The organism is Pseudomonas sp. B21-019 (assembly GCF_024749225.1).
Lineage (GTDB): Bacteria > Pseudomonadota > Gammaproteobacteria > Pseudomonadales > Pseudomonadaceae > Aquipseudomonas.
Genome location: NZ_CP087193.1, coordinates 3,116,749 through 3,131,808 on the forward strand (window position 1 = coordinate 3,116,749; position 15,060 = coordinate 3,131,808).

11 protein-coding genes are annotated in these 15,060 nt (G+C 59.4%); 10 read left to right on the forward strand and 1 reads right to left on the reverse strand.

Annotated features, from left to right (window positions below; genetic code table 11):
* The first annotated feature begins 22 nt into the window (after positions 1-22).
* The 3 genes from LOY36_RS13990 (at position 23) to LOY36_RS14000 (ending at position 3,312) form a co-directional block, all read left to right on the forward strand.
* Complete coding sequence (locus LOY36_RS13990) at positions 23-205, forward strand: hypothetical protein (protein ID WP_019578904.1); 183 nt, start codon at positions 23-25, stop codon at positions 203-205.
* A 68-nt stretch (positions 206-273) separates the two neighbouring features.
* Positions 274-2,385 (forward strand): enoyl-CoA hydratase/isomerase family protein, encoded by a 2,112-nt coding sequence (locus LOY36_RS13995; RefSeq protein ID WP_019649716.1) that lies wholly within the window; start codon positions 274-276, stop codon positions 2,383-2,385.
* Positions 2,386-2,529: 144 nt separating this feature from the next.
* The gene (locus LOY36_RS14000; protein WP_019578905.1) at positions 2,530-3,312 is read left to right on the forward strand and encodes an SDR family NAD(P)-dependent oxidoreductase; all 783 of its coding nucleotides are present in this window, start codon (positions 2,530-2,532) and stop codon (positions 3,310-3,312) included.
* Positions 3,313-3,320: 8 nt separating this feature from the next.
* Here LOY36_RS14000 and LOY36_RS14005 read toward each other — a convergent pair whose 3' ends face one another.
* Positions 3,321-3,902, reverse strand: coding sequence for a TetR/AcrR family transcriptional regulator (locus LOY36_RS14005; protein WP_026331646.1), 582 nt, complete (start codon positions 3,900-3,902; stop codon positions 3,321-3,323).
* A gap of 406 nt (positions 3,903-4,308) precedes the next feature.
* Here LOY36_RS14005 and LOY36_RS14010 point away from each other — a divergent pair, with 406 nt between their 5' ends.
* The 7 genes from LOY36_RS14010 (at position 4,309) to LOY36_RS14040 (ending at position 15,055) form a co-directional block, all read left to right on the forward strand.
* Complete coding sequence (locus LOY36_RS14010; RefSeq protein ID WP_019578907.1) at positions 4,309-5,733, forward strand: DUF1329 domain-containing protein; 1,425 nt, start codon at positions 4,309-4,311, stop codon at positions 5,731-5,733.
* Between the two features lie 21 nt (positions 5,734-5,754).
* Entirely contained in the window at positions 5,755-7,401 is a 1,647-nt protein-coding gene (locus LOY36_RS14015; protein ID WP_019578908.1) for a DUF1302 domain-containing protein, read from the forward strand.
* A 26-nt stretch (positions 7,402-7,427) separates the two neighbouring features.
* Positions 7,428-9,812: an RND family transporter gene (locus LOY36_RS14020; RefSeq protein WP_019649719.1), complete on the forward strand. Its 2,385-nt coding sequence runs from the start codon at positions 7,428-7,430 to the stop codon at positions 9,810-9,812.
* A gap of 10 nt (positions 9,813-9,822) precedes the next feature.
* Positions 9,823-10,767 carry a YCF48-related protein gene (locus tag LOY36_RS14025; protein ID WP_258674080.1) on the forward strand — a complete coding sequence of 315 codons (945 nt, stop codon included), beginning with the start codon at positions 9,823-9,825 and terminating at the stop codon, positions 10,765-10,767.
* 245 nt (positions 10,768-11,012) lie between these two features.
* Positions 11,013-12,296: an acyl-CoA dehydrogenase family protein gene (locus tag LOY36_RS14030; protein WP_019578911.1), complete on the forward strand. Its 1,284-nt coding sequence runs from the start codon at positions 11,013-11,015 to the stop codon at positions 12,294-12,296.
* 55 nt (positions 12,297-12,351) lie between these two features.
* Positions 12,352-13,485 (forward strand): trans-acting enoyl reductase family protein, encoded by a 1,134-nt coding sequence (locus LOY36_RS14035; RefSeq protein ID WP_019578912.1) that lies wholly within the window; start codon positions 12,352-12,354, stop codon positions 13,483-13,485.
* 10 nt (positions 13,486-13,495) lie between these two features.
* Positions 13,496-15,055: an AMP-binding protein gene (locus tag LOY36_RS14040; protein WP_026345876.1), complete on the forward strand. Its 1,560-nt coding sequence runs from the start codon at positions 13,496-13,498 to the stop codon at positions 15,053-15,055.
* Positions 15,056-15,060: the final 5 nt, after the last annotated feature.

The following is a 15,060-nucleotide window of genomic DNA, read 5'->3' on the forward strand; positions in this document are numbered from 1 at the left end:
CGCCAGATGACGGAGGTTTCCGATGCGCCCGATTCTTTTTTCCTGCCTGGCCGTGACCCTGATCTCACTCGCCATTTACTCCATTCATAGCTTCTACTCGCGGGGTTCCTATGGCGCTTTTGGCTCCGCGGTATCCAGGCACGTGGCGGTCTCCCAGCCGAATTATCCCGTCGCCAGCATGGGCGAAGTCTTCAGAAGTTTTTGATAAACCGCCGTTTCCGAGCTGAAGAACGCCGATTTCAATACCCTGGAAATGCCAGTAAGGGCTCCCCAATGTGCGACCTCATCCACTACCGTGTCGAAGACGGTCTGGCCCTGATAGGCCTGAACCGTGCACCGGTCAACGCACTCGATCAGTCATTGCGCGCAGCTCTCATCAATGCCTGCGAGCGCGCTGCTGCCGACATTACCGTGGGGGCCATTATTCTCTATGGCGCACAGGGGCTGTTCAGTGCCGGTGCCGATATCAAGGAGTTTGGCACCGAGGCCTGCTTTGCCGAACCCAGCTTGCCCGGCACCCTGACACGCCTGAGCGAAATCCATAAACCGTTGGTTGCCGCGCTCGGCACACTGGCGCTGGGAGGAGGGCTGGAGCTGGCCCTGGCCTGTGGATACCGGATTGGCGAGCCGGGCGCGCGGATGGGACTGTCGGAAATCAATCTGGGCCTGTTACCCGGCGCTGGCGGAACTCAACGCCTGCCCAGGCTGATCGGCGCCGAATCGGCACTGAACCTGATTCTGTCCGGTGAACAGATCGATGCTGAGCGCGCTCGCATGCTAGGCATCCTCGACCGCATCGCCACCAGTGCCGAGCAATTGCTGGATGAAGCGCGTGCTTATGCCCATGAGCTGATCGACTGCGGCGCCCCGGCGCGGCCGGCAGAGGCCTGGCCAAACCCCGCCGAAGACCTGCCGGATGATTTCCTCGCGCGTTACCGCGTTGAGCATGAACCCCGCTGGAAAAGCCGTCTGGCGCCACGTCTGGTGCTCTCTGCGTTGGAAGCAGCCTGCCTGTTGCCGATGGAAGAAGGGCTCGTGCGGGAACTGACGTTGTTCAAGCAGGCTGAGGCGTCACGCCAGTCCAGGGCGCTGCGCCATGTGTTCTTCGCTGAACGTGAAGCCCGGCGTATTCCGCAGATCGAGGCAGCCGTTGCACTGCGCAAGATCAACAAGATTGCGGTAATCGGTGCCGGCACCCTCGGTTGTGGTATCGCCATGAACTTCGCCGATGTCGGCATTCCCGTGGCGTTAATGGACCTAGATGGTCGTACGCTGAATCGTGGCCTCGAGCGAGTTCGCGAAAACTATCAACTTAGCGTCAAGCGCGGAAAGCTGAGCGCCGTACAAGTGCAACAGCGGATGGAGTTGTTGTTTGGCACGCTCGACTATGCAGACCTGTCTGATGCCGACCTGGTCATCGAGGCGGTGTGCGAGAAGATGGAAATCAAACAGCAGGTGTTTCTCTCTCTGGAGAAGTTCTGCAAGCCGGGTGTCATTCTCGCGACCAACACCTCATCGCTCGATATCGACGCGCTCGCGGCGACCGTTTCCCGCCCGCAAGATGTGATTGGTCTGCATTTTTTCACTCCTGCCAACGTCATGCGTCTGGTGGAAATTGTGCGTTGCCAAGCCACGGCGCCGGACGTGGTGGCCACCGCCATGGACATCGCCGGGCGTATCGGCAAGCTTCCGGTCATCTCGGGGAACGGCGCAGGTTCTATTGGCAATCGCATGCTCGAACCTTATGCCCGCGAAGCCCATCGCCTGGTGTTGGAGGGGGCGACACCGGCACAGGTCGATGCTGTGCTGACCGGTCTGGATTTGAACATGGGTGTATTCAGCATGCTGGATCTGGCCGGTATCGATGTGAGTTTCTTGATGCGCGAGGCTAATCGCGCGGCCATTGCCCATGACCAAAGCTATTGCTGCCTCGCTGAAGAACTGTATGCCTTGGGGCGATACGGTCAGAAGAGTGGGCGTGGCTTTTATCTCTACGAAGGACGTAGCCGTACGGAAGACAAAGAGATCGTCACGCTGGCCGAACAGCTTGCCAGGGAACTCAACGTTACCCGGCGTTGCATTGAAGACCTGGAGATCCATGATCGTTGCTTGTTCACGATGATCAACGAGGGGATCCGCTTGCTGGACGAAGGCATTGCCTTGCGCGCCAGCGACATTGATCTGGTGTGGATCAACGGCTACGGATTTCCCGCCCATCTCGGCGGCCCGATGCATTACGCAGAACAGTTGGGCCTGGACACGGTGCTCAATCGCATCCTCCACTATCGCCACGTGCTGGGCGAATACGGCGAGATGTGGTTCCGGCCGGCGGCGCTGCTGGAGCGTCTGGTCGCCGCCGGCAAGTGTCGCATCGAAAAAATCTGAAAAATCCTCTTTCTCCGGGGGAGCGCCAGGATAAGGGCGACCACGCATCACCCATACCCTGGCCCGAACCCGGAGGAAGGGGGCCTGTCTGCCTGTAAAACGCGCTAGCGCAAGACGTACCGTCATTCTTTTCGAGGTGTATTGATGACTCACGATTTCGCCCAGAACTTTTCCCTTGCCGACCGAACCGTGTTGATCACCGGTGCCTCCAGCGGCATCGGTGCGCACCTGGCACGGGTCGCCGCTCGTGCCGGCGCCCGGGTGGTTCTGACTGCGCGGCGCCTCGAAAGGCTTGAACAAGTGGCCAGGGACATTGAGTGGGAGAGCGGCCAGGCGCTGTCGGTCGCGCTCGACGTCACTGACCGGGCCAGCGTCGAGGCGGCCTTCGATGTTGCCCAGACGCATTTCGGCGTGGTCGATGTGGTCCTCAATAACGCCGGCATTGGCAACGGCCAGCGCCCGCTGGAGATCAGCGAAGAGCAGTGGCGCGCCATGCTTTCGACCAATCTGGACGGTGTCTGGCGGGTGGCTCAGGTCGCCGCGCAACGGCTGGCCAAGGCCGGGCGTAGCGGGAGCATCGTCAACGTTGCCTCGATCCTTGGATTGCGCGTCGGAACCGGTTACAGCCATTACTGCGCCGCAAAAGCCGGCGTGGTGCAATTGACCAAGTCACTGGCGCTGGAACTTGCGCGGTACAACATCCGGGTCAACGCCATCGCACCGGGCTACTTCAAGACCGAAATGAACGAAGACTTTTTCGACGGCGACAAGGGCAACAGCTACATTCGTGAGCTGGTGCCCATGCGCCGATTGGGCGAGCTGCACGAACTGGCAGGCCCCTTTCTACTGCTGGCGAGCGACGCCGGTACATTCATGACTGGCAGTGTGCTGGCCGTGGATGGCGGCCATCTGGTCAGCAGCATTTGATGATCCGCTCAGTGACTGGCCACCAAAAGGGCCAGCGCAGTGCAAGCCGTCTCGGTTTCGGTCCTCAGGCGTTGCAGATCGCCATGGGCGGACCACGCAATGGTCAACCCATCGACCAGATGAATCAGCAGTCGGCTCACAGCCTTCAAAAAAGCCTCTTCCAGCTCAGCCCCCATGGCTCGCTCCAGCGCCCGCTCCGTCGCCTCGATGGCCACTGAGTAGATCTTGCTCGCCATTTCGGGGTCATTGCGCATCGCCCAGAAGAACAACTCTATCTGCGCCTTGGCCGCGTCCGGATGGTCGATGAACCACGTGATCAATTGCCGTAAAACTTCCGCCGCGGTTTCAGCGGCTGTCGTCCCGGCAGGCACATGCTCCAGGGCTTGATGGGGCAGATTGAACAGCGATTCGTAGACTGCATAAAAGAGGTCGTTCTTGGTGTGGAACACGTAGTGCAACGATGCCAAGGGACAACCGGCCGCCGCCGCAATGCGCCGGGTAGTCGCATTGGCGACGCCGTGTTCGGCAATCACCTTGACCGTCGCTTCAACGAAATCCTGCCTGCGTAATTCAGCGCCCATTCTGGCCATAGATCAGCAATCTCCAATATTTCCTGGCGCCCCCGTGACGGCGGTGGGCGGTGTCGACGCTAGCGGATGCTACAGCAACGAATCGCCAAACGTCATGGATGCCTGTGCGTTCCGAAACCGTTGCACCATTATTGGTAACGAGTGTTTCGTTAATTCCCGGTTTGGTGCGTGCCAACGAAACACCTAGCTACGTTTTGCGAAAACATCGTTGGCCAAATCTTCCCGAGGTTCTCCCAATCGATTGATAAAAAACAACTATTTCCAACGCTGTGGATCTTGGCACCGGCCTTGCTTTGATCAAACGACTTGGTCATTTGATCAAGTCAGATGATTAGGTTAGCGCAGGCAACGTGTTACCGCCTTAAAAACGGACACATTGCTGATCAAGGCCCACGAGGATCCTCCAATGAACACAGTAATTGAGTGCCCCAATAATGAAGTCTTCACACGGGGCGGGATCAGACATCTGATTGCGGCCATCGCCGCATCGGCTTTCATCTGTACGGGGCAAGCGGCAGAAAAGGATCCTGCGTTGCTCGGTACCCAATTGACCCCACTGGGAGGCGAGGTCGCGGCGAGCGCCGATGGTGTCATTCCGGCCTGGACGCCACCAGGCCCACAGGGTGCCAGCTGGAGTCATGGCCAAGTGCGCGGGCAGCAATGGAAGTTCAAGGACGACAAACCGCTGTTCAGAATCGATTCGGGCAACGTCGCGAAATACGCCAGCAAGCTTTCGCCTGGCCAGGTGGAAATGTTCAAAAAGATTCCGGGTTACCGGATGGATGTGTACCCGACGCGTCGCAGTTGTGGCGTACCCGATTTCGTTGCAGAAAACACCAAAAAGAACGTCGGTTTCGCCAAACTCGACGGCGATGGCCTGGCGCTGCAGGAAGCCTACGTGCCCGGTATTCCGTTTCCGTTTCCGACCTCGGGTGCCGAGGTCATGTGGAACATGAAAATGCGCTACCGCGGCGTCGGCTTCGATATGTCGAAAACCGTTTCCGGGATTTCGCCACGCAAGGGCAGTGAAGACTGGCTGCGAACCTCCACCGACTGGTTCATGTACACGCCATGGGGAGTGAAGGGCAGTGCGCTGTTTTCCTCATTCGATCGCCTCGAAGTCGCGACCTACTTCAGCTACTCCGACCCCGCAGCCCTTGCCGGGCAGGCCGGGGTGGTGACTACCAAGGCTGGCGAGCAAGCCACCACGTTCTACTACTTCCCGGGCCAGCGCCGCGTACGTCGCATGCCGGCGTATTCCTACGATGCGCCGCAAATCGGTCTCGATAACCAGTACACCATCGATGAGTCCAATGTGTTCTTCGGCCCGATGGATCGCTTCGACTGGAAGCTGGTCGGCAAGCAGGAAATGCTCGTGCCCTACAACTCGTTCGGTGCCTACGACAACTCGGCGAAGATCGAGGATGTGGCCAAGCGCGACTTCATCGCCCCCGAATCGCGCCGCTATGAAATGCACCGTGTCTGGGTGGTCGAGGCCACTGTACGCCAGGGCATGCGCCATCAGGCGCCGAAGCGCCTGTTCTACATCGACGAAGACAGCTGGAACGCGCTGATGGCGGTGGATTACGACAAGCAAGGGCAAATCTGGAAAGTCCGCGAGGGTTACACGATCCCGGTCTACGAGACTGGCACCTGCGATATGGAAGCCCAGGCGCAATACAACCTCGTTGATGGTCGCTACCTGTACGACATGACATCAATTGGTACCGGCAAGAACGACCATCGCTGGCTGACCGATAGCGCCAACAACCCTCGTCTGAAACGCGACTTCTACACCTCAGACAATCTGCGCGCCACCAGCGAACGCTAACAGCAGTTTCCGGGAACAGACATGAAAAAAATAATCAGTAAAACCTCAGGTCTTGTCATCGCGTGTGCAACCCCATTTGCCATGGCGTTCACCTTTGAAACCGAAAACATTCACGGCTCATTTGATTCCACCCTCGCTGTGGGCATGGGGCTGCGCACCGAGTCTCGCGGCTGCAACCTCATCACCAGTGGGGCCAGCGGGCACAACCCTCCCAGCGGTTGTCTGTCGCCCAGCGCCAATATCGGTGATCAGGGCGACCTGAACTACGACAGGGGTGACTTGTTCACCAACTACATCAAGGGCACCCATGAATTGGTGCTGAAGTTTCCCGAAGACTACACGTTCATGGCGCGCGGTAGCTGGATCCGTGATTTTGCGGCGACCGACACCAGCGGCGCGTTGTCGGCCAACCGGCCAGAAGGCGTCGGCAACGACGGCCTCACCAGCGATGCTCGGGATGATCTGGAGTTCAAGGCTCGCCTGCTCGATCTGTGGGTGAGCAAGAGCTTCGATGTCGGTGACCAGCGTGTCCGCGCTCGTCTGGGCAATCAGGTAATCAACTGGGGCGAGAGCTTGTTCGCTGCCGGCGGCATCAACAATACCAACGCTTACGATGTCATGGCGTTGTCGCGACCCGGCACCCAGCTCAAGGAAGCCCTGCTGCCGGCGCCGATGTTGAGCCTCGCGTCCGGGCTCGGTTCCGGCGTAAACATCGAGGCGTATTGGCAATTCAACTGGAACAAAAGCGAGTTACCACCCGTGGGCAGTTACTGGTCCACCACCCACGCGCTGGGCGAGGGCAGGGGCGCCTACGGTTACGACGAAAAAGACGCACGCAACGGCGGCCAATGGGGTGTTTCGCTGCGCTGGCAGCCAGACAACACCGATCTCAACCTTGGCCTGTATGTGATGCGTTATCACGACAAGCTGCCGTCACTGACGATGCAGGTGCTGGACCCTGAAACCTTCGCCCTGGCGCAAACATGGGAGTACCCGGAAGACCGCATGATGTACGGCATCAGCGCCAATATGCCGATCGGCGACTGGGCGGTGGGCACAGAACTGTCATACCGTCCCAAAGACGCGGTACCGCTCAACCCGGTAATCGACGCCTGTGCCAGCAACGGTGGCAAATGCTGGAAAGACGAAAAGAAACTGCAATGGCACCTGACCGGCATCTACAGCATGACGCCGTCCAACTCGCCGACATTGCTCGACTTCACCGGTGCCAGCACCGGCACGCTGTTGAGCGAACTGGTGGTCGTGAAATACCCGGGCCTGCATAACGACTACGCCGGCGAACCGATTGCCGCCGGCCTCAATACCTGGCAACTGGATCCGGCCATCCCGCCGAGCGCCAAGGGCAACAAAACCTCTTCCGGGATCAGCCTCGATTTCAGCCTGACGTATGACAACACGCTGATTCCTGGCTGGCAGGTCACGCCGGGGGTGTTCTATTCGCGATCAATCAAGGGACGCACACCCAATCTGTCGGCGACGTTCACCGAAGATGCCAGCAGCATGAACCTGTACCTCAACTTCGTGCGCAATCCGGCGAGCTGGCAGATCTCTGCCAACTACGCGAAGTTCATGGGCGGCAAGACCCCTTACGATCAACTGCTGCGTGATCGTGATTACGTCGGTCTTGTGGTTTCCCGAACCCTGTGAGGCGCGCCGTGAATAGTTCGCTGAAAATGACAGAAACCAAAGTGCGCGGCGTGTTGCCGCGCATCGAGCAGTGGTTGTTTACCCATCGCCTGTTGACGCTGTTGAGCCTGGCCGTGTTCACCGTGGGCATGGCCTGGTTTGCGGTGCAGTTGCGCATGGAAGCCGGGTTTGAGAAACAGCTGCCCATCGGCCATGAGTACATCGAAACCTTCGAGACGTATCGCAATGATCTGCTCGGTGCAAACCGGCTCACGGTAGTGGTCAAGGCTCGGAGTGGAACGATCTGGAGCAGAGCAGGGCTCAAACGTCTTTATGATGTAACCCAGGCCCTGATTTTCCTGCCCAACGTCTCGCGCAGCAGCGTGCGTTCATTATGGACGCCCAACGCGTTCGTCAACGAAATCACCGAGGAGGGCTTTCGTGCCGATCCATTGGTGCCGGGCACGGTGACGCCTGAGAGTCTCGATGAGGCGAGCATTGCAATGATCGCCGACTCGACGGCGCAGGGCGGCTTTATCGGAACACTGGTGGCTCGCGATCAGGGCAGCGCGATGATCACCGTGGATCTCAACGAATTCGATGCTGACGGCCAACGCCTCGACTATGTGGCGTACAACCGGGTCCTGGAGCAAAAAATTCGCAGTCAGTTTGAAGACAAAGACTTCGAGCTCCAGATCATCGGTTTCGCCAAGCAGATCGGTGACATTGCCGAAGGTGCCTCGGCGGTTCTGGAGTTCTGCCTGCTGGCGCTACTGCTGACGGCTGCTGCGGTGTACTGGTATTGCCATTCGCTGCGTTTCACGTTGCTGGCGGTGGGCTGTTCGCTGGTGTCGTTGATCTGGCAGTTTGGCGCCCTGCGTTTGCTCGGCTACGGACTTGATCCACTGGCGGTCTTGGTGCCTTTTCTGGTGTTTGCCATTGGCGTGTCCCATGGCGTTCAGCAGATCAATTTCATCATCCGTGAAATCGCCTGCGGCAAGTCGGTGGAGGGTGCGGCACGGGCCAGTTTCAGCGGGTTGCTGATCCCAGGCACGCTGGCTTTGGTGACCGCATTCGTGTCGTTCGTGACGTTGTTGCTGATCCCGATTCCCATGGTTCGGGAGCTGGCCATCACCGCTTCGCTCGGGGTGGCGTTCAAGATCATCACCAATCTGGTGATGCTGCCGGTGGTGGCGTCGATGCTGCGAGTCGACTCGGGCTACGCCGCGGCCGAAGAAATTTCCCGCCAGCGTCGTGCCCGTTGGTTGCACGGTTTTGCCCGATTGACCGAATGGCACAACGTGCGCTGGGTGCTGGGCATGGCCGTGCTGATCTTTGTCACGGCGGCCTGGCAGAGCCATGATCGGGTTGTCGGCTCCTTGCAAGCCGGTGCACCGGAGTTGCGCGAGGACGCACGCTTTAATCGCGATGCGGTCTCCATCGCCAGCAACTATGACATCGGCCTGGATTGGCTCAGCGTGGTCTTCGAGGCCAAAGTCGACGCAGGGACGAACGCCTGCGAAGACGTCGCCCTCGGCCAGTACCAGGATCGCTTTGTCTGGGCGATGCAGGGCGTGCCAGGGGTGGTGTCGGTCACCTCGTTCTCCAACAGTCTGCGACAGTTCAACGAGGGCTATAACGAGGGCAACCCGAAAATGAACGCGGTACCCATCGACCCGACCAACTACTCATCGATGGCCGCCGAGGTGGCTCGCGTGCCAGGAATGATGCGTCCCGATTGCAGCATGACGGCGGTGCATCTGTTTCTCGCCGATCACAAGGCGACGACCATTCACCGAGTGATCGCCGCCGCCAAGGCATTTCGTACTCAGTTCACTCAGGATGGGGTGAGCGTACGCCTGGCTTCCGGCAATGCCGGGGTGATCGCTGCGATCAACGAAGAGGTGGAACGCAGCGAGCTGCCGATGATGCTTTACGTCTATGCCGCGATCGCTCTGCTGGTGTTTATCGTCTACCGCGACTGGCGCGCCGTGCTGGTGTGCTGCCTGCCGCTGACACTCGGCACCTTCATCGGCTACTGGTTCATGAAGGAGCTGCAAATCGGCCTGACCATCGCCACCTTGCCGGTAATGGTACTGGCCGTCGGCATCGGCGTGGATTACGCCTTCTACATCTACAACCGTCTGCAACTGCACCAGGCTCTAGGGCAGCCGATCACCAAGGCCGTCGAGCACGCCTTGCTGGAGGTGGGTGTGGCAACGATTTTTACCGCCATCACGCTGGCAGTGGGCGTGGCCACCTGGGCGTTTTCCGATCTCAAGTTCCAGGCCGACATGGGCAAGCTGTTGGCCTTCATGTTCCTGGTCAACATGGTCATGGCCATGACCGTACTGCCTGCATTCGCCGTGTGGCTGGAACGGACATTCCCACGGCGGCGCCCGGTGCGCCTGATCGGCTCACTGGTGCATTGAGGAGACCCCGATGCGAAACCTGATTCCTTTGATTGTTCTTATGTTGCCGGCATTGCTACAGGCTTCTCCCTTGCCGGCCGTACCCGCGACGCAAACCGCCAACGCCAGTGCCGCCACGCTGTTGAGCGCTTCCTGGGCCGGGGAGCGAACCGTTGCCGTCGGCGATCACGGCATGGTGTTGTTGTCGGATGACCACGGGCAGCGCTTTCGTCAGGCGACTTCCGTACCGTTGTCCACTCCGTTGACCGGTGTTTCCTTTGCCGATGCCAAACAGGGTTGGGCCGTCGGCCACTGGGGAGCAATTCTCGCCACTAGCGATGGCGGTGATGTCTGGCAGGTTCAACGATTATCCAGTGCAGAAGACCGGCCATTGTTTGCCGTGCACTTCTTCAACCCGACGCAAGGCGTCGCAGTGGGACTGTGGTCGCTGGTGCTGACAACCGATGACGGCGGCAAGACCTGGATCGAACAGAAAATCGACGCGCCACCCGGATCGAGTCGTGCCGACCTGAATCTGATGGGACTGTTTGCCGATGAAAAAGGGCACTTGTATGCCACCGCAGAGCGCGGCCAATTGTTGCGCTCCGACGATCGGGGCAAGCACTGGCGCTACCTGGATACCGGCTACAGCGGCACGTTGTGGACGGGGGCAGTCCTGAGTGACAGCTCACTGCTGGTGGGCGGACAACGTGGCACGCTGCTGCATGGTTCCGCAGACGGCTCGAGCTGGCAGCGCGTGCCGCTGCAAAGCAAAAGTTCAGTCACAGCCATCGATGTCTCAGAGCGAAAAGTCATCGCGGTGGGACTCGACGGTTTGATTGTGCGCAGTGACGACGGTGGACAGAGTTTTCACGAGCAACCCAGCGGCGACGGTGTTTCGCTCACGGCGTCGCTGCTGAACAGTGACGGCTCACCGATTCTGTTTTCACGACGAGGCGTCGTCCCTCAGCACTGATGCCGCTGCGATGTCGGGAGGCTAGCGCGATACCCGTTTCCCGACATTTGGCTTGGTCATTTTCTAAAACTTCCTGCTGATTTTCGGCCGGTTCCCCCGTGCCTGAAAGCGTTTTTTCACGCGCAAAATAATAAGCATAACAGTTGTTGCGTTAAATAATTTTGCTTGTTAGAGTCGATCTCAAATAACAAGACGCAGAACGTTGCAAAGCGCAACGGCCTGCCATTCTCGATGGAGGTACTCTGATGATCTCGCTCAAATCGACGCTTACCCTGCCAGCTGCCGGGCTCTCCGGCTTCGAAACACCGCTGACAGAAGAGGAGGCTGCGATTCAGGCCTCCGTCCACCGCTTCGCCAAAGAGGTGTTGCGCCCCTTGGGGCGTGAGCTGGACCGCATGACACCGGAAGAGGTGATTGCCCCAGGCTCGCCTTACTATTCGATGTTCAGCGAGTTCGCCAAGTTGGGTCTTGATCCGGCGCTGTTGGCACAGTTGCCACCGGATATGGCGATACGGATCGAATCACTGATCGGCGAAGAACTCGGTTGGGGCGATGCCGGCCTGGCAGTTTCCCTTGGCTGTGCTGACTTCCCGCTGCAAATGGCCGTCGCCGCCGGCAATACCGAATTGGCCGAGCTCTGCCAGGGCCGGATCGGTTGCTGGATGGCCACCCAACCCGATCGTGGTAGCGACAACCAGATCTTCGATATGGCGCGTGACTGGCCGGCAGGAAAGCCTGGAAATATCGGCAACCTGACCGCCAAAGTGGTCGGCGATGAAATCATCCTCAACGGTCAAAGCTCGGCGTGGGTATCCAACGGAGCCGTCGCGCAGGTCGCGCTGGGTATGATCTGCGCCGATTACGGTGACGGTTTCTACGATGCCAACGGTCGGCCGCATGGTATTGCGGTGATCATTCCGCTTGATCTCAAAGGCGTGTCTAAAGGCAAGCCGCTGGACAAGATCGGTCAGCGTTCCCTGCCACAAGGCGAAATCTACTTCGACAGCGTGCGAGTGCCCCGGCGCTTTGCAATCGCCGAGCGCGAAAACTACTACGGCGCCGTCAGCTCTTCCTGGTCGTTTGCCGGCACGCACATGAGCCAGGTGTTCACCGGCGTCGCGCGCGCCGCATTCGAGATGGCGTTGCAGTACTGCCATGAACGCCGCCAGGGCGGTCATCAGTTGATCGACCACCAGATGACCCGCCTGCGTCTGGGCGAAATGCTGCGCCGTGTCGAGGCCGCCCGCGCTGTCGCCCGACGTTCGCTGAGCTTCGCGCGTCTGTCGCCGCAAACCCATCCCTACGCCACAGCTGCTGCCAAGGTCACGGTGACCGAAGAGGCGATGGCCGTTGTGCAAGAAGCCTTCCGCCTGTTCGGTGGCAACGGCACCACCCGCGAATACCCGATCGAGAAGCTATTGCGCGACACCCAGTCCTCATTGATCGAGGACGGCGAAAACCGTGTCCTGACCATGCGTCTGGGGCTGCTGGCCCAGCAGCTTTATGCCGAAGGCTGGGCGAACAACTGACCCTGAAGATTCACCCGACATCACTCATCCAATAACAACAATGAGGTACATCCCGATGGCCAAATATCCTGTGGTTGTCTACGGCGCCAGTGGTTACACCGGCATGCTGATCATGGACTGGTTGATCGACCAGCACATCCCGTTCACCGCCGTGGCGCGCAACGCCGGCCGTGCCCAGGAAATGATGGCGCAACGCGTTGTCGGCCTGGAGTCGGCGACCTACGAAATCATTGAGTGCCCCCACGAGGTCGAAGCGTTGACTTCGGTGTTCAAAGGCGCGCGCGTGGTTTGTAACACGGTCGGCCCATTCATCAATTTTGGCCTGACCGCCGTTGAAGCGGCATTGAAGGCCGGCTGTCATTATCTGGATCCTGCCGGTGAGCAAGCGCACATTCGTGCCTTGCGCGACCAGTTTGGCGAGCTATACCGCCAGGCTGGGCTGCTGCTGTCCCCATCGCTCGCGTACATGTACACCTACGCCGAGATCGCCGCCGAGCTGGCCCTGGAAACTCCGGGCGTCGATTCGCTGGAAACCGCAACCCTGACCCGTGGGCCACGTACCGGTGCCGCCGGTGTGACCGTTGGTTCAACGGCCACCATTTTCGAAGGCATGCGCTACCCCGGCGCCTATCTGTGGGAGAAGGCACTGGTGCCATATGCGCCGAATACGAGCTTCAACGTGGTCTGTCCCGATCTGCTGGAGTCGGTGTTCTGCCTGCCATGGGGCGGCACTTCGTTGCCGGTGTTCTATGAGGAGGATAGCCGGGTGCGCAGTTGCATGTCCTGCGTTGGTTTCTACGACAACCCGGTGATGAAAATGGTCCACGGCCTGGGTGAGAAGTGGGAAGCCGAGTACAAACACCTGCCGAAAGAGCAGCAGGACGCGGTGATCAATAGCCTCGTGCAGTCGACCACGCCGAGCATGCCACCGCGCGAGCGCAGCACCTTGCAACGCACCGTCGACTTCGCGATCGGCCGCGGTCAGTTGACAGCGGTGCGTGCCACCGTGCACGGCATCACGCCCTACATCGCCACCGGCGCCTTGCATGCGGCAGCCGTGGTCAAGCTGTTGAACAACGATAGCGCCAAGGTCGGTTTCTCCTCGGCCTCGAAAGCCTTCGGTCATCGCTACCTGCTGGGCTTCCTCGAACAGCGTGGCCTGGCTCGCGCAACCGTTACCCAACTGTGAAGTGACCGACATGGCGATTATTGATTTCTTCGACCGTGGCTGGCGGATCAATCCGCACGGCGCGGCGTATATCCAGGATGACCGGGTTTTCACCTTTACCGACGTCCGCAACTTGTCATGCCGTATCGCCAATGCACTGTTGGCCGAGGGTTTGCCCAAGAGCACCAAGGGTGCGATCTGGTCGGCCAACGATGCCGTGGCCTGGACGTGCACACTGGGTCTCTGGCGCGCCAACATGTGCTGGATTCCGGTTGGAGCTCGCAACAGTGCCGAAGAGAACCGTCATGTGCTCGATGCGTTCGACTGCGAGGTGCTGTTTTTCCAGAAGGAGTTCGCATCCATCATCGACGCGTTGCGCCCGAGCCTGCCGAAAATCCGTTTATGGATTTGCATCGACGAACATCTGCCCGAAGCACCTTCGCTTAAAGTCTGGATCGAAGGTCAGCCGAACACGCCACCCAAGGTCGAGTATCAACTCGACGATGTAGTGGCGATTTCGCCAACCGGTGGCACCACAGGCTTGCCGAAGGGTGTGATGAACACCCATCGCAGCATCCAGACGTTCTGTGCGCACTTCATGATCAACTTCCCTTATGGGGATGAGCATCCACCGGTCAACCTGGCGGCGGCACCGATGACCCATACTGCCGGCACACTGTCCCTGCCGTGCACCTCGCGGGGCGGCACCGTGGTAGTTATCACCAAGCCGGACCCGGCGCTGATGCTGGCGATGATTCCGAAGTACAAGGTCACCGAGACTTTTCTGCCACCGACGGTGATCTATCGCCTGCTGGATGTTCCAAATCTGGCGCAGAAGGTCGATTTCAGCTCGTTGAAATACTTTCTTTACGGCGCGGCGCCAATGTCGGTGGAGAAGCTCAAGCAAGCGATCGAAACCTTTGGCCCGGTGATGGCCGGCGGATACGGCCAGACCGAAGCGCCCGCATCGATTTCCAACCTGCCGCCCGCCGAGCATCTGCAAGGTGGACGACTGGCATCGGACGAGCGTCTGTCATCGGTCGGCCGCCCCAATCCGCTGATTCGCGTCGAGATCCTCAGCGACGCCGGGGAGATTCTCGCCCAGGGCGAGTCCGGCGAGATCTGCGTACGCGGTGACCTGGTCATGAAGGGTTATTACAAGGACCCGGAAAAAACCGCCGAAACCATCATCGACGGTTGGCTGCACACCGGTGATATCGGCCATCTCGACCCCCATGGCTACCTGCACATCACCGACCGCAAGAAGGACATGATCATCTCCGGTGGTTTCAACGTTTATCCGAGCGAGGTCGAGCAGGTGCTTTGGGCCCATCCGGCAGTGCAGGACTGCGCGGTGATCGGTGTTCCGGACGATCAGTGGGGCGAGAGCGTCAAGGCCGTCGTCGAGCTGAGTGTTGGACAAAGCGTCACCGCCGAAGAACTGATCAGTCTCTGCAAAGACCGACTCGGATCGGTCAAGTCTCCGAAAACTGTGGATTTCATTGATGCATTGCCACGCAGTCCTGTTGGCAAGGTGTTGAAGAAGGATCTGCGTGCCCAGTACTGGCAAAGCGTTGATCGGCAGATCTGACGTCG

Coding starts and splice junctions, on each gene's coding strand:
- LOY36_RS13990 (WP_019578904.1), top strand. CDS start 23: ATGCGCCCGATTCTTTTTTCCTGCCTGGCCGTGACCCTGATCTCACTC.
- LOY36_RS13995 (WP_019649716.1), top strand. CDS start 274: ATGTGCGACCTCATCCACTACCGTGTCGAAGACGGTCTGGCCCTGATA.
- LOY36_RS14000 (WP_019578905.1), top strand. CDS start 2,530: ATGACTCACGATTTCGCCCAGAACTTTTCCCTTGCCGACCGAACCGTG.
- LOY36_RS14005 (WP_026331646.1), bottom strand. CDS start 3,902: ATGGCCAGAATGGGCGCTGAATTACGCAGGCAGGATTTCGTTGAAGCG.
- LOY36_RS14010 (WP_019578907.1), top strand. CDS start 4,309: ATGAACACAGTAATTGAGTGCCCCAATAATGAAGTCTTCACACGGGGC.
- LOY36_RS14015 (WP_019578908.1), top strand. CDS start 5,755: ATGAAAAAAATAATCAGTAAAACCTCAGGTCTTGTCATCGCGTGTGCA.
- LOY36_RS14020 (WP_019649719.1), top strand. CDS start 7,428: ATGACAGAAACCAAAGTGCGCGGCGTGTTGCCGCGCATCGAGCAGTGG.
- LOY36_RS14025 (WP_258674080.1), top strand. CDS start 9,823: ATGCGAAACCTGATTCCTTTGATTGTTCTTATGTTGCCGGCATTGCTA.
- LOY36_RS14030 (WP_019578911.1), top strand. CDS start 11,013: ATGATCTCGCTCAAATCGACGCTTACCCTGCCAGCTGCCGGGCTCTCC.
- LOY36_RS14035 (WP_019578912.1), top strand. CDS start 12,352: ATGGCCAAATATCCTGTGGTTGTCTACGGCGCCAGTGGTTACACCGGC.
- LOY36_RS14040 (WP_026345876.1), top strand. CDS start 13,496: ATGGCGATTATTGATTTCTTCGACCGTGGCTGGCGGATCAATCCGCAC.